Consider the following 21,618-nt stretch of genomic DNA (forward strand, 5'->3'; position numbering starts at 1 on the left):
TTTAAAGATTGCTACTGCTGTGGTTTGCCGCAACAGCGAGTGCATAAAACAGTAGCAACCTTGTGAGATTTTCTATCGTACCTACATCCTGTTTGCTATCCAATAGCTTCTGCAGTTTACTGAGCTGCATTTGCTGTATTGCGGATTTCTCTTAGGTTTCGGAAAATGAAAAAGCGTACGGGGGGACGAGCTAAGATCAGATCGGGGATCAGCGGTATCTCATTAGTTTAATCAGACGCAAAAGAAGTAATCTATTTATTAACACACAAATAAATAATTCATTTACACCTGTTTATATACCCAAAAAGACAAAACAATATCGTTCAAAAGCAGCGTGAGAAGAAGCGCTTGAACGATCATTTCTTTGAAAAAAAATTTTAGAATACCAACAGCTTGAAGATCTAATGCTTTATTGGTTGGTTGCTGTATGGAATATTGATGGATTCCGTTTGCTATTGCCGGCAGACTTTAAAACAACAGATATGGTGCGTTATTATGATACACTACTGTTGCCTTTATTTTGTAAGCTGCCTCGATATTCTCTGGTGTGAGTACATTAGCGGTTTCGCCGCTCGCAGCAATTTGCCCATTCAGCATTAAGACAAGTTGATCACCATATTTCGCAGCCAGATTTAGATCGTGTACAACACCTACGACAGTCAGTTCATCATCAGAAAGCAGCTCGCGCACCATTTCCATAAAACGGTATTGATAATGCACATCGAGGAAAGTGAGGGGTTCGTCTAAAAACAAATAACGCGGTTTTCCTTTCTCCCAGATCTGTGCCATCACTTTGGCAAATTGTACACGCTGTTTTTCTCCGCCGCTTAATGATTCATAATTGCGCTCCGCGAAATCCGTTATTTCAAAATAATCCATCGCGTCCTGGCAAATCGTCAGATCTTTTGTGGTTGGCTTTCCCGTAAAATGCGGATAGCGGCCCATAAGCACTACTTCCCAAACCTGCAGCGGAAAAGAGCATTCGATATGCTGCGATAATACAGCTCTGTGCCTGGCCAACTCCTGCTGACTATATGATTTGAGATTTGTTTGACCATAATGAACCACGCCGTGCGTAGGCATCAACGCACCACTCATGATTTTGATCAGCGTTGATTTACCCGCACCATTCGGCCCAATAATCAAATTGAATTTGCCCGGTGCAAACGATGCATCGATATGATCCAACAAAATTTTGTCTTCTATCTTAAAACCGATATCCGTTACATGAATCATAATCAGAAATAATAATTTTTCCGGTTCAGTAAGATGAGAAAAACGGGCACACCGATCAATGCTGTTACAATACCAATCGGAATTTCAGCGGGTCTTAAAAGTAAGCGCGAAGCCAGGTCTGTAATTGTAAGTAAAATGCCGCCGAGCAAACTACTGCCAATGATAAGATAACGATTGTCGGCACCTTTCCAAAGGCGCAGCAGATGCGGCACAATAAGCCCCACAAAGCTGATCACACCTGTAAAAGCCGTGGCCGTAGCGATCATCAGTACATTGAGCACTAGAATATTTCGCTTTAGTTTTTTGACATTCACGCCCAATAACTCCGCCTGCTCGGTTCCGAGAATCAGCGCATTTAACGATTGTGTGTAACGCAGCGAACCAACAACGCAAATTAACGTAGTGATAAGAACAATGATGACGGAATGCCAATTGGCGCCACTAAGTGTCCCCAGATTCCAGAACGTAATAGAGCGAGCCTGCGGATCGCGGGCGATGTAGGATAAAAAGCCAACGCCGCTAAAGAACAACGCATTGACGGCAATACCCGTGAGTAATAGCGCGACAATTGCACTACGGTCTGCATTCGTTTTTCGCGATAACTGAAATACCATTGTGGTAGACAACATAGCACCGGCAAATGCGGCAAACGGCAAGAGCCATTCACCTGCATTAAAATGAAAAGCGGCGCCCAATACAAAATACAAGGCGGCACCAAACGCCGCACCACTGGAAGTACCGGTAAGGCCGGGTTCTACAATCGGGTTACGAAATAATGCCTGCATCAAAGTGCCACCGACCGCAAGGCCTGCGCCCACAAGCACACACAGTATAGCCCGCGGCAATCTTATCTGTATCAGAATACGTTCCGGCAAACTAAGGTCATCCTGCCCAGACAACGTCTTCCGGATGCCAGAAAAAACATCTGCGAATGAAATGTCTACCGCACCAAATCGTACGGAACACAAAAATGCCAGCACTAATGCTACCGCCAGCAAAGGGTATACACCTTTATATTTTCTATGGACGGATGCGCGTGCTGTCATGAATCAGTTTTTCAAACGCGAGTACATTGGCACCGGTACGCGGGCCAAGGTAAATCATGTCGTGCTCCTCTACTCTATAAATATGATTACTGCGCGCAGCTTTGGTTCCGGCAATACCCGGCAGCTCCTTTACTTTTTCAACAGAGCCCAAACGGTCATAACCGAAATCGGTAAGTAAGATCACATCAGGATCGGCTTGTGCTATCATTTCCGGAGAAAGTGGCTGCATGCCTTTATTGCCATCCACCGGCATTTTGCCGCCCGCCCATTCGATCATTTTCGCAGCATTACTTTTCTTTGTGAGTGCCATATAAATATTCATTGCCTGACCGAAATGAATGATGAGCACTTTTGGCGTGTCGGTATATCTTTTTGCATCTGTCAATGCTGTTTCCATTTCACGCCCAAGCTTCTGACACAGGCTATCGGCTTCTTTTTCTTTATGGAAATAACCACCCATTTCACGAATCAGCGATTGGGTGCGTTCAATATTTACCACACTGTCCTGAAAAGTCTTCATGGGAATTTTCAGATCATTGAGTTGTTTTACCACATGTTCCGGCCCAATGTTGTTGTCGTGAATGATGAGCGTTGGATTGTTGGCAATGATTGCTTCTGCGCTTAATGCACGATGATATCCCACTGTAGGCAAAGTCTTGATTGCCTCAGGATAAGTGCTGGAAATATCTACTGCTACAATATCTTTTTGTGCACCAAGTGCAAAAATGATTTCATTGTATTGCTTGGCCAGACAAACGATTCTTTCCTTATGATCACCGTTGTCTTTATTGCCAAACCGGCCACAGGATGCCAGCACTGCCAGCACCAGCATACCAGGAATTATTTTTTTCATTCTGTTTTTTTGTTTTTTAAAATTTAGGCTAAAGGATTCATGAGTTAAAACTAACTAGCTGCAACGTTCATCGCCATCTACCATTTTAACTCTTTAACTAATTGACCCTTTAACCCCAAAATCACTCTCGTATCAATTTACCATTATACTGCACCGTACCATTGCTTACCCTGTAGAAATAAACACCCGATGGATAAGCACCAAGATCAAGTCTGCTGGTGTATGGCTGGTCCTTCACAACTCTGCCCTGTACATCTGTAATGATGATACGGAATTTGTCACTCTGCTCTAATGCAGGAAACATAAAGATGCCCGTTGCAGATGGGTTTGGCGCAATATGCAGCACATTGTATTTAATATCATTTACATTGCTACCATAATAGTCAGTTCTGACTTTGAATTGACTGATTATCCAGCCATCAAGGCTATCCGCAACACTGTCACTTACGAAACGAAAGCGCAGATAAAGCAGCTGCGGTAAGCCATTGCAGGCACCTGTAACCCTTACGGGCAGTCCGTCAAAAAATTGAATATAGGAGGTAATCCATCCGGAGCTGGTTCCTGAAAACGCAGGCTCCCCGTCTTCCAGCGTATCAGTAACCGTGTACATGCTATCGAAAAGCAATGCCTGATAGAGCTGTGCATCATAACAATTACCTCTTACATTATACCAGACAACGGAATCTGTTGAAAACTCCACAATGCCACCATCTTTACCGGGCGTCGTTTGGTATTTGTGTCTAAAGGAAAGAATGGTATTAAAAACCCTGTTCCACTTCACCACAAACGAACCATTACTATTCACCGGATAAGGCTGAAGGGTGTCCGTCATCATTCCATATATCTGGCTACTATCCGAAAAAAACGGCTTAACTGTATTACCGAGTTGCCAGACACTCATCCCTGCGGTGTCAATACTCAGTGCGCTCCAGGAGCTGTGTGCCGAAAGCGGGCTATCTGGCTGAAACTGTACGTAGAAACTATCAATTGGATTTCCATACCGGATCTGTGCCTGACAGAATTTAACCGTAACTGCCATCAAAAGCAAGAAAAGGAGTAGCGTTTTTCGCATAAAAGAAAGGCTTTAGGAGCAAGGCGGGATAGGACTCCGCCTTGCCTGTTCACCCTAAATTTAAAACTTATAACTAATATTCAAACCACCGTAGAAAGTACTATTATACGGTCCCGGTAAAAATACTTTTGGCGCTGCACCACTGTAATTTGAATTCAATACTGCCAATGTATAATAAACACTGTTCGTCAGGTTTTGTGCACCGGCGTAAGCATCCATCATGAAGTGTTTGCCGAACTGATGTTTGTAACCGAGCTTCGCCTGTAGCAATGAATAGGCATTGGCATAATGCTGATTGTCGAAAGTCAGCGGTTCTTTGTCTACGTATTGAAAAGTAGTTGTCAGATAAACGCCCCATTTCGTTGCGAAATCAATTCCGGCATTGAACAAATGCGGCGGAACGCCTGCTGCTTTATTACCGCTGTAGTCGATCGTTTTGCTATCGTTATTATTATCGCTTTTGAAATTCTTGTAGGTAAAGTCGCTGTACGTATAACTTACAAACGGACGAACCATCGTAATTACGTGCGAACGATCCTGCTGGAAGGTATAGGCGAGATCCAATTCGAGACCATTGTTGACCTGTGTACCCGCGTTGGTAGTAAAGGTGTAATCAATAGAACCGGACGGTGTAGTATGCGCCTGCGTCGTCAGTTTATCCTGAATATCCATGTGGAAGAGCGCTACTTGATAAGAGAAATGGCTTTGTGCCAGATTGCCTTTTGTGCCGACTTCATACATCATCGCTTTTTCCGGTTTCAAATCAGTATTTACTTGTCCGATTTGCGGAATTACAACCTGTCCGGTAGTTGGTGGCGTATAACCTCCGCTCACATTGGCATACACCGAAATGTTTTTACCAAAACTGCGCTGCAACGCAATACGCGGCGTCACTACAGGATCAAATGATTTATATCCCGACTGATCTTTGTGCGTTGGATTGCCTGCATTCGCCAAACGATCTGTAATGCCAAACTCAATAAAATTAGCGCTTGCACCAGCAGTCAATACGAATTGATACGGCAGGTTTACATCCCATTGTGTAAAAATGCTGTACTGCATAGTTGATGTTTCCAGATCGGTCGTCTGTGCCTGCAAACTATCATTGCGCAAGCCATACGTATTTTTTAAAGCGTTTGTTTTTTGAAATTCACCACCAAAAATTCCGTGCGTGCTGATTTTATTACCGGCGAAATCCAGGCCAAATTCAGTGCGCGCACCATAGTTCATCGCCATATTGCTGATGAGTCCTGTAGCATAGGCCTGTCCCTGCTTGTAGCCGCTTACATATCCGCTCGTCACATTATTGATGTGATTCGAGAAAAGATAGTTGTGCGACATCCCTACCCTGTATGATTCGTAAGAAACAAACGCATCGTTGGCGAGATACTGCGCCTCGCCGATATTTAATTTCTGTTGCAAAGAAGCGCTATCCAATTGGCCGGCCAACTGATCGTTCGAATAACTATAACTGGCAAATGTTGAAAATGTTTCTTTTTCATTGGCACGAAAATCCCCTACGAACGAAACAAAATCTTTCCTGGAACCACTGTGAACCCGGTAATTATCATAATTCTGATGACCATAATTGATCATGATGGAAGCATTGTCCGTACTGTTTTCCAGACGTGTGTTGGTGCGAAACAATCCATAACTGCCAGCCATTGTTTCCTGCGTTACCTGAGTACCTCTTTGCTGCGGTTTAAGCGTATACATTTTAAGCACACCACCAATACCGGTACCATACAAACTCGACGCCGGGCCTTTGATCACTTCCACTTGTCCAAGCGTAGAGAAATCGATGTCATCCATAATAGTATTACCTTCTGCATCCGTTACCGGAATGCCGTTCAGGTAGGCTTTAATACCAGTTCCGCTAAAGCTGGAACCATTGCCATAACCACGGATAGTGATGCGTTGACCACCTTCACCGGTGCGCTTTTCCATACGCACGCCGGAGATCAGGTTCAGCGAATTTTCTAAAAAGATACCGTCATTGCGGGTTAAATCCTGGCGAGTAAGGATGGCAATCGCCTGTGCCTGTTTCAGGTTATTCGCTTTTTTTGAAGAGCTCACCGCTACCTCGTTAAGGTTGTAAGACGAAGGCGCCAGATTTATCTGCAACGGTTTATCGTTGCTCGTAACAGTCACATGATAAGGCTGGTAACTCAGCGCTTCAATGGTCAGTTCCAGACTTTGGTTGTATGCAATATCAAATGCGCCGTTCGCATCGGTCTTCGCTATTTCTTTATTACCGGATAAAATTTTTGCATTGGCTAAAGGCACTTGCGTATAGGTATCATAAACGCGGCCCTTGAGATGGCCATTCTGAGCAAAAGCTGTTGTTGCCGCTAACAGCGGGATAAGTATAAATTGATATTTTTTCATTGCTAATTAATTGTATGTGGTCTTATTAAAGCAAAAGAGTGCTCACAAAAGGAGTTCTTTCGCGGAAAATACGGCGTATATAAACTACAATACCTGAGGCGGCGGTGTGGGGATACGAAAAAATGTACTTATCAGCGAATGCTGACACTCATTGCAATGAACGCGCATCTCATCCGTCAGAAAAACAGTACAACTAAAGTTTTGTATTGTGCATACAACCGAAAATAATTTCGTGAGCACTTTTAATAAAACACTTTCCTGGTTTCCTTTTTTTGACTGCCATAGATTAGCATAACCGGCGGTGTTTTCTTCTTCGTCATAGTCTCGTACACAGGTGTACAATTTTTTGCCTCCTACCGTATTTACCGAAACAACATCATATTTCCCTTCATCAGTAAAAAATTCTTTGTCTTGCGATTCCCAGACAACTGTTTTACCGGAAAGATCTGATACCTCCACATCCTGAAACATCTGATGTTTCTCCATCTGCTCAAACATGACCTCCCTCGCATTTAGTTGTAATACACTAAATGCCAGATAAGGTCCGGCAATACAGGTACCTAAAAGGACGATCAGAAATATGGGAATGATTCTCTTCAAAATGCAGAAATGGAATCGGGAATATTTTGTTTACCTGTCATCAACAAATTTCGGGCCAAACATCCAGGTCAAACTAATAATATTTTTTTTCACAATACAATAAAGAGCTGTATATTTTAAAAAAAGAGTTGGTAAATAACGCCGCTAAGGCAGAAAACAACGAAAAACGACATGCCATAGCAATCGTCAATTATTTATTGACAACTTTCGCCAATTATTACTCCTGTTTTTTAGGGAGTACTTATCGGGCGATTGACATTCGCTTCTGTAACTATCTCTTTCCCCGCGCCAGGCGCTCCCGTTAAGCTTTCGTTATCCCAATCAACTTTTTTAAAGAAGAAAAGTGATATACATAAGGGACTTTCACATGCATGCTATTTTACTATGTTTTTTCCCTTTGTAAAGCGGCATAGTAATTGGTACGAGGAACATGTGATTTAATCACGTCATTCGTTAACCTCTTATTGAATTAGTATGAAGAAAAAGCACTGTTTGCTATTTGCCCTGTCTTGCCTGAGCATGCATTCATTCGCTCAGAAAGGCTACACAGAAAAACAATTATCACGGAAGCCAGTATGGACTGACATGATGAAAGACACCAGCGCTAATTTTTTTGAAGTCGAAAAAGCTTACAAAACTTATTGGGCAAATCACGAACTACCAGATGAAGAAGCTGAAGGAAAAAATAAAGAACCGGAGCAAAAACTTTCCAGACGTGAAAGAAAAGAACAACAAGCCGTAATGGAATTGAGCCTGGATGTAAAAAGATATCAAATGTGGCGGGAATCTGTATTGCCATGGGTGCAGGATAACGGGCGTATCCGTCCGCAGGCCGAGCGATTAGCAATCTGGAAGGCACAACAAACTAACATAACGAAATAATTATTGAAGTCAAATTGATAAACGAAAGCAGTATTATCAATCCTCACCTTTTCATTTTACCGTCTTACCCGCAAATACGATTAGTAGCACAATACCTGGAAGGTATTTTATAAACGAAAGCATTCAGTCATTTTTCTATAGCACGCTACAAGCAACATCGACGGTAATTATTAAAGTCAAAATATTAAAACGAAGCATGAAGTTACTATCAATATTCTCTTTTGCTTTTTTTGCGCTGGCATCCACGAGTAAGGCGCAACAAGCAATGGGACCCTGGAAAAATACAGGTCCTGTTAATTTCCCAACGAATGAAAGTTCGACGAACGCACGAGGTATCGGACGCGTCAGCCAAATTAAATTTCACCCGACCAACAACCAGACGATGTATGCGGTGTCTGCCTCTGGCGGGTTGTTTATTTCAAACAACAATGGACAAACATGGAATCCTTCTGGCGGCACTGATAAACTTCCTCGCACCTCATGTTCGGCTATATGCATAGATTACTCGAATGATCAGATTCTCTACTTAGGCCTGGGAGATGCAAACTATTACAATAATGGTTCTGGCATATACAAAAGTACAGATGGCGGTCTCTCCTGGAATCCCGCAAACAATGGGATGGGTAATAGAATGGCGGTAGAAATTCTTATGGACCCCGCTAATCATAATAATATTGTAGCGGCAACGGACGGCGGAATATGGAAAAGTACAGACGCCGGTGCATCCTGGACGCTAAAACAATCGGGAGCGTTCCGTGATATGAAAACCGCTCCGGGAAACAATAACAAGCTCTATGCCTCCACTGCGACCGCATTTTATACCAGCAATGATTTTGGTAATACCTGGTCTCAAATTACGAATGGTGTAACTATTCCAGGCAGTAACTGGGGCACTCGTATTGCTGTCAGTGCAGCAAACCCTTCAGTTGTCTATTTGATTACTGCTTTTAGTGTTAGCAGCGGTGGTTGTAATGGTACCGTTATGCGTTCCAATGACGGCGGTGCAAGCTTTACCACTGTCTATAACAATCCGAATCAGTGTCTGGTATGTTATGATGTGGCTCCTTCATCTAATTCACAATGTGATTACAATTTGGATATCACCTGTAATCCGCAAAATGCCAATGAACTTCTATTAGTGGCGCAATGTGTATGGCGATCTACAGATGGGGGTGTTACCTGGAGCAAACGTACCGACTGGCCGGTTCAAATGCACACAGATATGCATCAAATTGAGTTTAACCCTTACAATAACGCACAACGTTTTTGTGCTAATGATGGTGGTGTCTGGCTTTCTACAGATACTACAGCACAGACCTGGTCTCAGCGTAGCGATGGTATTGCAGCCTCAGAAATATATCATATGGCACAAAACCCAACAAACAGTGGCATCATCGATATCGGATTGCAGGACAATGGAGAGGTTTACCTTAAGAACAATACGTGGAGAAGTCCCGGAGGTGCGGATTGGGGTGCAAAAATGGTTTTCGATTATACAACCCCGGGCAATGTATATTACCTTGATGCAGGCACGCGCAAAAACATTACGCAAGACAATAATACTCCGAGCTACAATAGTCCATTCACCCCAAACAACAACGCTACACTGGAGTTCGTTCCATCTATGCCTAATACAGCGTTTATCGGCTATATGGGTCTATGGCGTAGTTCAACAATCAACACGACTAACGTAACCTGGACACAGATACAGTCAAATACCGAAACAGTAATGGATATAGCATCCTGCAGAGCCGACAGCAATATTCTTTATTATGTAACCGCTCTGGGACATATTTTTCGCAGTGACAATGCACTATCTGCCACTCCGACATTTGTACAAATGAATACTCCGGCTAGCTGCTCGATTACTGCGAGCATCGCAACGAAAAAGAGCGACCCTAATGTTGTATTTCTTTCATGTAATGCGGGCATTTTTCGCTCGGCAGACAAAGGTGCAACCTGGACAAACATCACAGGGACGGGCCTTTCGGGTGCCAATATCCGGAAAATAATCCACGATGATTATTCCACTAACGAACGTCTGTTTGTAAATGCAGACAATTACGTACACTACAAAGACAATACGACCACAGCATGGACCAATCATAGTTCAAATCAAGGACTGCCTTCTATTTGCAGTGTTTCCGAAATGATGATTTATAACGTGGGAGATGCTACTTCGGTATTAAGGCTCGCAACTTATGGTCGCGGTGTTTGGGAATGTAATATCAATAATAGCGCACCTTACGATCTTTTGGCAAATCCTTTTATAGATACGACAGCATTACCTGCTACAATTAATCAATTAGCAGGCACGGTGCTCGGCAGCACTGGTTCTTATGATGGTACATCAACAAGAGACAAAGCATTTGACAATAATACGAGCACTTATTTTGATGCACCGGCGGGTGCGGTTAATGGTCAATGGGTGGGTCTTGATTTGGGTACTAGTCAAAACATCCGTTATATTAAATTCAGACCGCGTCAAAGCTTCGAAAACCGTATGCAGGGCGGCCTATTCCAGATCAGTACAGATGCCGCCTTTACCAATCCGGTAACGATCTATCAAGTTCCGAACAGTACACTCAGTTTCAGGGATTACTACATTGCGAGCGTTGATCCGAATGGCATGTCTGCAAGATATGTACGTTATCTGAGCCCTGATAACGGATACGGCAACGTTGCGGAAATTACAGTGATGACTGCGGTTAAACCAGTAAACAATTCTTTTGTTAGTAGCGCAGCAGTGACTGGCACACAGTTGACCGGTACCGTACTGGGCAGCACTGGTTCTTATGATGGTACCTCAACAAGAGACAAAGCGTTTGACAATAACACGAGCACTTATTTTGATGCACCGGCGGGTGCGGCTAATGGTCAATGGGTAGGTCTTGATCTGGGTACTAGTCAAAACATCCGTTATATTAAATTCAGACCGCGTCAATCTTTTGAAAACCGTATGCAAGGCGGCTTGTTCCAGATCAGTACCGATGCCAATTTTACGAACCCGATTACGGTCTATCAGATTCCAGGCAGTACACTCAGCTTCCAGGACTATTACATTGCAAGTGTAGATACTAATGGTGCCGCTGCAAGATATGTGCGTTATCTGAGCCCTAATAACGGATATGGAAACGTTGCGGAAATTACAGTGATGACTGCGGTTAAACCAGTAAACAATTCTTTTGTCAGTAGTGCAGCAGTGACTGGCACACAGTTGACTGGTACCGTATTGGGCAGCACTGGTTCTTATGATGGTACCTCAACAAGAGACAAAGCGTTTGACAATAACACGAGCACTTATTTTGATGCACCGGCAGGCAGCGCTAATGGTCAATGGGTAGGTCTTGATCTGGGCACCAGCCAAAATATCCGCTACATTAAATTCCGGCCACGTCAATCCTTTGAAAACCGCATGCAAGGCGGCTTGTTCCAGATCAGTACTGATGCCAATTTTACGAACCCGATTACAGTCTATCAGATTCCAGGCAGTACACTTAGTTTCCAGGATTACTACATTGCGAGCGTTGATCCTAATGGCGTGCCAGCAAGATATGTGCGTTATCTAAGTCCTAATAACGGATATGGAAACGTTGCAGAAGTTACAGTGATGACTGGTACTAGTACTCCGGTTGTAGCAGCTACTTTTTATTCCGACTGTAATTATGGAGGTACAGCAGTGTCTTTACCGCTGGGTAACTACGATATAAACGATTTAATTTCGGATGGAATTGGCAACGACCAGTTATCTTCATTAAAAGTCTCCGGCGGCTACAAAGTAACCTTATATTCAGATGCGGGTTATTCAGGATATCCTTTAGGATTAACAAGCGATGATGCTTGTCTTGGTGACTACAGCTTTGATAACATAACATCATCGATAAAGATTACTTCTTTAGCAACGGCACGTATGTCTGGTGATGAATCGGGATTCAATGTTTTGGTAAGTCCTAACCCTGCGCCGGGAAATGTTCAATTACACATTGAAGATGCGGAAGACGGCGAGATGAACCTGCGAGTAGTGAATCTGCAGGGACAAACGATAATAAACAAAACCGAAATACTGCACGCGGGATCCAATAGTATCACATTAGAACGTGGCTTATTGCCCGCAGGCATTTATATCATCAAAACTACAAATGGCGGCAACGCTGCAACCACTAAAGTTGTCTTTGAATAATGATGAAAAATAAAACAGGCTAGTCTAAGTAAAGCGCTCGCTTTACGCCTGGATTAAAACCCCCGTTTATAAAAACAAAAAACAGAGGAGTCGTTCTTAGGGACGACTCCTTTTTTACTGCCGCAATACGACGCAAAAAGTATTATTCAGCTCAACGCTGCAATTTGCAGCTTTAAGCTAGCTTTTAGTACCTCAAAGCAGCAATGTTTCACCTCAGAGCTACCTTTTTGGAGCATTGAGCACCAATATTGCAGCTCTGAGCTAGCTTTTGGTACCTCAAAGCAGCAATGTTTCACCTCGGAGCTAGCTTTTTGGAGCTTTGAGCAGCAATATTGGTGCTTTGAGCTAGCTTTTGGTACTTCAGAGGTGCAATTTTCAGCATCGGGGCGCCACATCTCGTCCCCCAAACTCACCCGCCCGGCTTTTATAATTACAGACCAGAGGTCTTATCCACATGTTTTATCGCTTTTTTACATTAAAAACAATGGTTGCAATAAATTAAAAATCAAACAATTAATCTAAACATACAATAGAACGTTAATTTACAATAGTTAATATACGTTAACAGTTTCTTTACATGATGAAATAATAAATATATATACTCGTTTGTTATATTGCGATCGATTTGTGGCTCCCGCCACCTTTTTTAACGAAAGCAAAATAGCAACTCATGAAGCAGAGTTTGCAACAAACATCCGTACCAGTAATGGGCGGCACCGGCCAATCGTCGCTGCGCTGCCATTCTCCTGACACAATTCTTGTACCCTAATGACTCTTTTTCATTGTACCCTTGACGTTAAACAGACCCCCTGTTGATTTTTTAATTCTGTCAGAGCATTGCTATAATCCCACTCTTGAATTTGTCATCTCATGATGTCAGATAGCTCAGTGCATTTTACACACCTGGCTACCCTTGCTCTGTTTTTTTAATGATCACAGCCAACAACGCATTTTCATTGGTGCCGTTGCACTCCCCGGCTTTATCTCTAAAAAAAAGAAATCATGTCTTAAAAATTACTCCCAACATGAAACATGAAATGGCAAAATTTTACACGCCCCCTCTAACGAGACGTTCGCGATCCTGCCCCACGCTTTGGGGTGCCCTACTGATTCTAATTGCATCTCTTGGTTTTTCATTTTCGTCGTTTGCCCAGTCAGCCTCCGCAACGTTGCAACAGGCAGCCAATGGTAAACTGGCAACTCCTGTATCACCGGTTGTATTTCAGAATGGTAATCTGAACACCAACAATTCTCACTACGTAGAAGGACAATCAGTGCCATATCAGCTGCTGATCAGTAACGTGACACCAGGTGATACGCTAACCATTACGCTTCAGTACGACATCACGCACAATCAAAAGTATGCGCTGGATTTCATCACTGGTCCTAACTGGTTGCAACCACACAATTTTGCCTCACACAAAGTTGCTGAAACGGTAGATGGTGCGCAAGGAACCACCTTTGCCAACACTACGCCATCAGATTATCTGCAGGTTACACAGCCGCTCTATCTGAATACAGCAACAACGGGAGCGGCCAATGCAAAAAATTCCTTCAATAACATTAATGGAGGAGGTACAAAAAACAATCAAAATAGTCTCACACTTTGGGGTGGTACTTTTGGATCGAATACGATTACGTATTCCTATAACCCCACCGTCCTTGTCTTAAGCAACAGCGACGAAAGTGTCAGTTTTACGGTAAAAGTCGTACCATCAGGAACCACAGCTGTACTCTCCTGGGGTGGTCACATTTCAAAACGCACCGATTGGGGCAGCACACCGGTGCTGACCGCCGGCGGCATCAGCGGCTCTCCTTACCACATGCGCAGAATCAGCTGGAACCTGGGACAACTTGGTAATTCGGATATGCAAATGCAGATTGCCCTTGCAGGACCGATTTGTCCAGGTGATCTGACCACTCCTTCTTCTACCTGTGTAAACTCAAGTGGTGTTTCCATTCCGTGTCCGATCTCCGTATGCGCCGGTAGTACTTTATACTATAAAGTAACAGACTCCGCCGGTGCTACTACTTACAAATGGACCGTAACACCTTCGACTGGCGTTACCATCGCAAATCCGACCAGTCAGATGACCGCTATTACTTTTGCAAACAGCGGCGCCTACACTATCTGGGATACGCTAAGCAACGCGTCCGGAATTCTAACCGCGTGTTCAACTCCGTTAACGATCAATCCGGCACCGGTCTGTAGCATAACAGGAACAGATACCATATGCTCGGGAGGAACTTCTTCTTTCACTGCTGCGACGGGAATGGACAGTTATTCCTGGACGGGACCAAATGGATTTACGGCAAGTACAGCGTCAACGGGAACAATCAGCGTCGCCGGTACGTATTCCGTAACCGTTACTAAAAATGGCTGCAGCAGTAGTTGTCAAAAAGTACTTGTTGTGAACCCTGGCTCCAATGTACCTACTACAACTCCTGATTCCACTTGTGGCCCAGGACAGGTTACTTTACGTGCAACTGGCAGCGCTAACTGCGATACGCTGATTTGGTTCAGTGACCAGGCGCTGAATAATAGAGTTACCATCGGTAGCAGCTATACGACTACGCTTACCGCAACAAAGCCTTTCTATGTCATATGCAGAAGCAAGGCGGGTTGTATGAGTGCTCCCGCTACGGTAACAGGTATTGTCAACCAGATTCCGCCTGCACCAACTACAATGCCAGATTCTACCTGCGGACCAGGCATCGTACACCTGACTGCCAATGGCAGTGCAAGCTGTACAAGTCTGTTGTGGTACACTGATTCTGCGCGGACAAGTGCATTGCAGAACACAGGCAGCACGTTCAATCCTAACTTGACTGCAACTACTATTTACTGGGTGGCTTGTAAAACAGCTTCTGGTTGTATGAGTGCTTCTACTCCGGTGAAAGGCACGGTTAATTCGATTCCGCCTGCACCAACGACAACACCAGATTCCACCTGCGGACCTGGCATCGTACATCTGACTGCCAGCGGCAGTTCTGCTTGTGCAAGCTTGTTGTGGTATACTGATTCTGCACGGACAAGTGCATTGCAGAACACAGGCAGTACTTACAATCCGAACATATCAAGCACCTCTGTTTATTGGGTAGCTTGTAAAACAAGTTCTGGTTGTGTGAGTGCTTCTACTCCGGTGAAAGGTACCGTTAATACGATTCCACCTGCACCGACTACAACGCCAGACTCCAGCTGCGGACCGGGCATCGTACATCTGACGGCTAACGGCAGCGCTGCTTGTACGAGTCTGTTGTGGTACACTGATTCTGCACGGACAAGTGCATTGCAAAACACAGGTAGTACGTTCAATCCTAGTCTGACCGCTACTACAAAATACTGGGTGGCTTGTAAAACAAGTTCTGGTTGTATGAGTGCATCAACTCCGGTAAGCGGTATCATCAACGCGATTCCGCCTGCACCAACCACTACACCAGATTCAACTTGTGGACCGGGCATCGTACACCTGACTGCAAACGGCAGCTCAGCTTGTGCTAGTCTGTTGTGGTATACTGATTCTGCACGGACAAGTGCATTACAGAACACGGGTAGTACTTACAATCCGAGCATATCAAGCACCTCTATTTATTGGGTAGCTTGTAAAACAAATTCTGGTTGTATCAGTGCTTCTACTCCAGTGAAAGGCACCGTTAATTCGATTCCGCCGGCACCAACAACAACACCAGATTCAACTTGTGGACCGGGCATCGTACACCTGACTGCAAACGGCAGCTCAGCTTGTGCTAGTCTGTTGTGGTATACTGATTCTGCACGGACAAGTGCATTACAGAACACAGGCAGTACTTACAATCCGAACATATCAAGCACCTCTGTTTATTGGGTAGCTTGTAAAACAAGTTCTGGTTGTGTGAGTGCTTCTACTCCGGTGAAAGGTACCGTTAATACGATTCCGCCTGCACCAACGACAACTCCAGACTCCAGTTGCGGACCGGGCATCGTACATCTGACTGCCAATGGCAGCGCTGCTTGTACTAGTCTGTTATGGTACACTGACTCTGCACGGACAAGTGCATTGCAGAACACGGGCAGTACGTTCAATCCGAGTCTGACCGCTACTACAAAATACTGGGTGGCTTGTAAAACAAGTTCTGGTTGTATCAGTGCTTCAACTCCGGTAAGTGGTATTATCAATACGACTCCGCCGGCACCAACGACAACACCAGACTCAACTTGCGGACCAGGCATCGTACATCTGACCGCTAACGGTAGTTCCGCTTGTGCTAGTCTGTTGTGGTATACAGATTCTGCACGGACAAGTGCATTGCAGAACACAGGTAGTACCTTCAACCCGAGCATATCAAGCACCTCTATTTACTGGGTAGCTTGTAAAACAGCTTCTGGTTGTATCAGTGCTTCGACTCCGGTAAAAGGAACCGTTAATTCGATTCCGCCTGCACCAACTACGACACCAGATTCCACCTGCGGACCTGGCATCGTACATCTGACTGCCAGTGGCAGCTCGGCTTGTGCAAGCTTGTTGTGGTACACCGATTCTGCACGGACAAGTGCATTACAGAACACAGGTAGTACTTACAATCCAAGCCTGACAAGTACTAAGATCTACTGGGTAGCTTGTAAAACAGCTTCTGGTTGCCTGAGTGCTTCGACACCTGTAAAAGGTACCGTTAACGCGATTCCACCTGCACCGACGACAACACCAGACTCCAGCTGCGGACCAGGCATCGTACATCTGACAGCCAATGGCAGCTCCGCTTGTGCTAGTCTGTTGTGGTACACTGATTCTGCGCGAACAAGTGCATTACAGAACACGGGTAGTACGTTCAGCCCTAGTCTGACCGCTACTACAAAATACTGGGTAGCTTGTAAAACAAGTTCTGGTTGTATCAGTGCTTCAACTCCGGTAAGTGGTATTATCAATACAATTCCACCGGCACCGAGCACCACACCAGACTCAACTTGTGGCCCTGGCATCGTACATCTGACCGCTAACGGTAGTTCCGCTTGTGCTAGTCTGTTGTGGTATACTGATTCTGCGCGGACAAGTGCATTGCAGAACACGGGCGGCACTTTCAATCCGAGCATATCAAGCACTTCCATTTACTGGGTAGCTTGTAAAACAGCTTCTGGTTGTATCAGTGCTTCTACTCCGGTAAAAGGAACCGTTAATTCGATTCCGCCTGCACCAACAACAACACCTGACTCCAGCTGCGGACCAGGCATCGTACACCTGACTGCTAATGGCAGCGCTGTCTGTGCCAGCCTGTTGTGGTATACGGATTCTGCGCGGACAAGTGCATTGCAGAACACAGGTAGCACCTTCAATCCTAGTTTAACTGCAACTGCTATTTACTGGGTAGCTTGTAAAACGGCTTCTGGTTGCGTGAGTGCATCAACTCCGGTAAAAGGCACCATCAACACGATTCCGCCTGCGCCAACGACAACGCCAGACTCTACCTGCGGACCAGGCATCGTACACCTGACCGCCAATGGCAGCGCTGCTTGCACTAGTCTGTTATGGTACACCGATTCTGCGCGGACAAGTGCATTGCAGAATACCGGTAGCACTTACAACCCAAGCTTAACCGCAACTACCATCTACTGGGTAGCCTGTAAAACAAGTTCTGGTTGTATAAGTGCTTCAACTCCGGTAAAAGGTATCGTTAATTCGATTCCACCTGCACCAAGTACAACGCCAGACTCAAGCTGCGGACCGGGCATCGTACATCTGACTGCCAATGGCAGCGCTGCTTGTACCAGCCTGTTGTGGTACACTGATTCCGCACGGACAAGTGCATTGCAGAACACGGGTAGTACTTTCAATCCGAGCCTGACTGCAACTACGATCTACTGGGTAGCTTGTAAAACAGCTTCTGGTTGTGTGAGTGCATCGACTCCGGTAAAAGGTATCATCAACTCGATTCCTGCTGCACCAACGACTACTTCTGATTCTAACTGCGGACCAGGCATTGTACACCTGACTGCTAATGGCAGCAATGCTTGCGCTAGTCTGTTGTGGTATCCTGATTCTGCGCGGACAGGCACATTGCTGAACACTGGTAGCACTTACAATCCAAGCCTGACAAGCACCACTATCTACTGGGTTGCTTGCAAAACAAGCTCTGGTTGTGTCAGCGCATCTACTTCTGTAAAAGGTATCATCAACACGATTCCGAATGCACCTACTGTAACACCAACAGCTCACTGCGGCCGCGGCTCAACTGCGATGTTTGCTTTGGGTAGTCTAAACTGCGATAGCCTTATCTGGTTCAGCGATGCTGGAACTAATATAAGAGTGAACGTCGGCAGCAGTTACAGTCCGACAGTCAGCAGTACAACTACGTACTATGTACTTTGCAAATCGCTGAACGGTTGTCGCAGTCTGCCAACTCCGATAACAGACACCGCATATCCTGTACCTCAGCTACAAATGGCGCACAGCGTAGATGTATGCGCCGGCAAGCTGATTACACTGATTGCGTCGCCAACAGGCGGCAACTGGACAAGTCCTCTGCTGGGATCATTGTCCGGAGGTGTGTTTAACTCGGCACTCGTTGTTAAGGGCACTTACAAAGTATACTACTCCATCACTAATCAATACGGCTGTGCCGCTCTTGATAGTGTGAATGTAAATGTGAAAGACTGTGGATTCGTAGCTTGTAGCTATACACAAGGTTACTATGGTGGTAATGGTAAAGCCTGCGATGGCGTTACACTCTGGACGAGTCCTACGGCACTCATCAACCATTTACTGGCAACAAATCTGATCATCGGTAGCGGACCAAAAACCATACTGATACCAATCGGAGCCGGTGCTACGGTAAATGCAGTGATGCCTGGTGGCTCAACTCCTAGAGGTCTGGTATACACTGGTCAATGTAACATCAGTACTGTTTCAGGATCTTGCTTCCAGACTAACTATCTGACGAAACAAGGACGCATCAACAACGTGCTGTTGTCTCAAACAATCGCACTGGCATTGAACGGACGGATGAAAAACGGCATATTGCTGACAGTACCGATCCAGCAAGGTACTCTTGTGACACAAGGTATCTCTGGCGGTTGCGGCGATAGCATCAGCGTAGGCCCTTGCGGAACTGGTACTGCTCCACTGTCCTCATCTTCGATGAATTCAAGTGTAGTAAATTACCTGACTGCAAATGGTACGGTTAATGCTTCTGTCGCTGACCTCCTGGCCCTGGCCAATGCTGTACTTGGTGGCGCACTCACTCCGGGAAGCGCCGGTGCAAACAACATCACTGTTCCTTCTTATTCTGATGTTAGTGACGCAGTATCTTTCATTAACCAGACATTTGATGAATGTGATGCGTATGTCGGCTACAATTGTAGCAGTGCAGTTGCACGCGGCACAGCGCCAACTTCAGTTACCAATTCAATCACAGCCGGACAGTTTACCGTTTATCCTAACCCGACCAGCGGTATGTTTACCGTAGAGTCTCCGGTTAATATGACAAACACTGTTATCACTGTACTGGATCTGAACGGAAGGGTTGTTGCAAAACAAAATGTTGCTGCAACCGGACATACTGTGTTTAACCTTCAAAATGTAACTAGTGGCGTATATGTTATCAATATCAGCGATGGTAAAGAAACATTCCACGTCAAACTGATGGTGCTTTAGATGGGACATGGGTTTTGAAAAAGGCCGGCTCTTAATTGAGCCGGCCTTTTTATGTAACAGTCGGACTGCTTCGAATCGTCTGACGTTTTGCTATTTAAAATGTATTGTGTCTGCGAATGGGTTAAACTACTATCGTATTACTATAGTTGAAAATTTACACAACGAAAAACCGCGAATCTCCACTCTTTGACGCGGCTTTTTCTTAACAACCAATAGACATAGAACATCAAAAATAATGCCCAACCAATTAATGTGTCCATATCATTCCTTGTGGATTAATGTTCCAATGGTACTTCTGCGCTTCTCCAAAATTGGCAAAGTCCATTCGCTGCCCAAGTATAATTTCCTGGTATGCCTGAAACATCTGTCTTGCAGCAATCATTGGCTGCATACGCCCTACACCCGTGCAAAGACCGGGAATGGCAACTGATTCAATTCTCTCATCGGCTTTCGCTTTAATAAGAATTGCCTTCATTGCCAAATATGCATTTACCGAAGTATCAATATTGAAATTTGTCGGAATGCGCATAGTAGGTGCAGAGATCAAAAATGGAACCTGTTCGTCTCCTGTTTCCATTAGAATGGCCTGTCCAACTAATAATTCTCCTTCAGGCAAATCCTTAATTTGTTGTTGAAGCCTCTTTTCCAAATCCCAACCAAATCTTTCTGATAACGCATAATCCAGGCCGCCATCCATAAAACCAAAAGAGTTTGCCGGACTGACCATAGCATCGCATTCTAATTTAGTAATGTCTCCTTCAACAATAATAACGCTTTCCTCTTGCCTGAAGAATTCAGCCCAGGCATCCAAAAGCCTTTAGGATAGATCTGATAAAATAATTTTCATATTGGGTAAATTTGTTTAAAATATGGTCATCACCTTCAATTTAGAATCTACTTCCCAATCTCGCAATCATAAAACTTAATGAGAAAATACAAAGGCCTACACCCGAAAATCAAAAAATCAGCGATCAGACATCAGCGATTCTCGTCACCACTTCGGCCAGACTACTCACTTTATTTCCTTTCGCAGCGGCAACCATGCCCGCATCGAAGATGAGATTATCAATGCCCAATTCGTTTGCAGCTTTGATTTCAGAGTCTATATCGTCACCCACTACCAACAGATCCTTTGGCTGATAACCGTAAAGATTCATAATCTCTGTGAAGGCATCTTTCTTCGTTTTCGCTTCACGATCCGGATCAACAATGATGATCTTTTTAAAATCACCGCCAATACCCAGACTGTCAATCTTGCTTTGCTGCAGATGCGTAAAACCAGTTGTGACAAGAAATTTGTCTACAGACAAAGCTTTCACGAGATCGTATCCTGGAAAAGGATTCATTTTGACCGCAACAGAAAGATTGCGCAAGAGTGCGATACTCGCATTATAGAGCTCTTCGGTAAACTGAAATTTATTAGCAACCCATTGAAATGGCTTACGCACACCCATCTCTTTTATACGTTCCAGTTCTCCACTGTAACCACCATTCTTTTCAATCAACTCAAACAACGCACCAAAGATCAGCCCGCCATTTCCCACCGTATCAAACAATGTATTGTCCAGATCTAGTATGATTGCTTTTTTCACGTTGTAAGTTGTACGTTGTACGTTCTAAGTTGTACGTTCTAAGTTGTACGTTCTAAGTTGTACGTTCTAAGTTGTACGTTCTAAGTTGTACGTTCTAAGTTGTAACTTGAAAAGTTTATCTGTTTTGACCATTGACCATTGACC

General features: G+C 44.6%; 12 protein-coding genes. 3 read left to right on the top strand and 9 right to left on the bottom strand.

The window, feature by feature from the left end; all coding sequences use genetic code 11:
• Window position 1: 1 nt before the first annotated feature.
• The 7 genes from DN068_RS22430 to DN068_RS11760 all read right to left on the bottom strand — a co-directional run bounded on the left by DN068_RS22430 (window position 2) and on the right by DN068_RS11760 (window position 7,195).
• Entirely contained in the window at window positions 2-130 is a 129-nt protein-coding gene (locus DN068_RS22430) for a hypothetical protein (protein WP_262508850.1), read from the bottom strand.
• Window positions 131-468: 338 nt separating this feature from the next.
• Window positions 469-1,236, bottom strand: coding sequence for a heme ABC transporter ATP-binding protein (locus DN068_RS11735; RefSeq protein WP_110999119.1), 768 nt, complete (start codon window positions 1,234-1,236; stop codon window positions 469-471).
• A 2-nt stretch (window positions 1,237-1,238) separates the two neighbouring features.
• The gene (locus DN068_RS11740) at window positions 1,239-2,282 is read right to left on the bottom strand and encodes a FecCD family ABC transporter permease (protein WP_110999120.1); all 1,044 of its coding nucleotides are present in this window, start codon (window positions 2,280-2,282) and stop codon (window positions 1,239-1,241) included.
• Entirely contained in the window at window positions 2,257-3,135 is an 879-nt protein-coding gene (locus DN068_RS11745) for a heme/hemin ABC transporter substrate-binding protein (RefSeq protein ID WP_110999121.1), read from the bottom strand. The genes DN068_RS11740 and DN068_RS11745 overlap by 26 nt, the downstream gene beginning before the upstream one ends.
• Window positions 3,136-3,256: 121 nt before the next feature.
• The gene (locus DN068_RS11750; RefSeq protein ID WP_110999122.1) at window positions 3,257-4,207 is read right to left on the bottom strand and encodes a T9SS type A sorting domain-containing protein; all 951 of its coding nucleotides are present in this window, start codon (window positions 4,205-4,207) and stop codon (window positions 3,257-3,259) included.
• A gap of 60 nt (window positions 4,208-4,267) precedes the next feature.
• Window positions 4,268-6,595 carry a TonB-dependent receptor gene (locus tag DN068_RS11755; protein WP_110999123.1) on the bottom strand — a complete coding sequence of 776 codons (2,328 nt, stop codon included), beginning with the start codon at window positions 6,593-6,595 and terminating at the stop codon, window positions 4,268-4,270.
• 84 nt (window positions 6,596-6,679) lie between these two features.
• Window positions 6,680-7,195, bottom strand: a complete 516-nt coding sequence (locus DN068_RS11760) for a hypothetical protein (protein ID WP_123985322.1) — start codon at window positions 7,193-7,195, stop codon at window positions 6,680-6,682.
• 474 nt (window positions 7,196-7,669) lie between these two features.
• Between DN068_RS11760 and DN068_RS11765 the strand changes: the two genes are divergently transcribed.
• The 3 genes from DN068_RS11765 to DN068_RS11775 all read left to right on the top strand — a co-directional run bounded on the left by DN068_RS11765 (window position 7,670) and on the right by DN068_RS11775 (window position 19,882).
• Window positions 7,670-8,077, top strand: a complete 408-nt coding sequence (locus DN068_RS11765) for a hypothetical protein (protein ID WP_123985323.1) — start codon at window positions 7,670-7,672, stop codon at window positions 8,075-8,077.
• Between the two features lie 196 nt (window positions 8,078-8,273).
• Window positions 8,274-12,257: a discoidin domain-containing protein gene (locus DN068_RS11770; protein WP_110999126.1), complete on the top strand. Its 3,984-nt coding sequence runs from the start codon at window positions 8,274-8,276 to the stop codon at window positions 12,255-12,257.
• 1,037 nt (window positions 12,258-13,294) lie between these two features.
• Window positions 13,295-19,882: an Ig-like domain-containing protein gene (locus DN068_RS11775; protein WP_207798918.1), complete on the top strand. Its 6,588-nt coding sequence runs from the start codon at window positions 13,295-13,297 to the stop codon at window positions 19,880-19,882.
• 247 nt (window positions 19,883-20,129) lie between these two features.
• On the opposite strand, the gene DN068_RS11780 is transcribed toward DN068_RS11775, so the two are convergent.
• Window positions 20,130-20,693, bottom strand: a complete 564-nt coding sequence (locus DN068_RS11780; protein WP_207798919.1) for a macro domain-containing protein — start codon at window positions 20,691-20,693, stop codon at window positions 20,130-20,132.
• A gap of 160 nt (window positions 20,694-20,853) precedes the next feature.
• The gene (locus DN068_RS11785; RefSeq protein WP_110999128.1) at window positions 20,854-21,474 is read right to left on the bottom strand and encodes an HAD family hydrolase; all 621 of its coding nucleotides are present in this window, start codon (window positions 21,472-21,474) and stop codon (window positions 20,854-20,856) included.
• Window positions 21,475-21,618: the final 144 nt, after the last annotated feature.

The organism is Taibaiella soli, assembly GCF_003236175.1.
Classification (GTDB): Bacteria; Bacteroidota; Bacteroidia; order Chitinophagales; family Chitinophagaceae; genus QKTW01.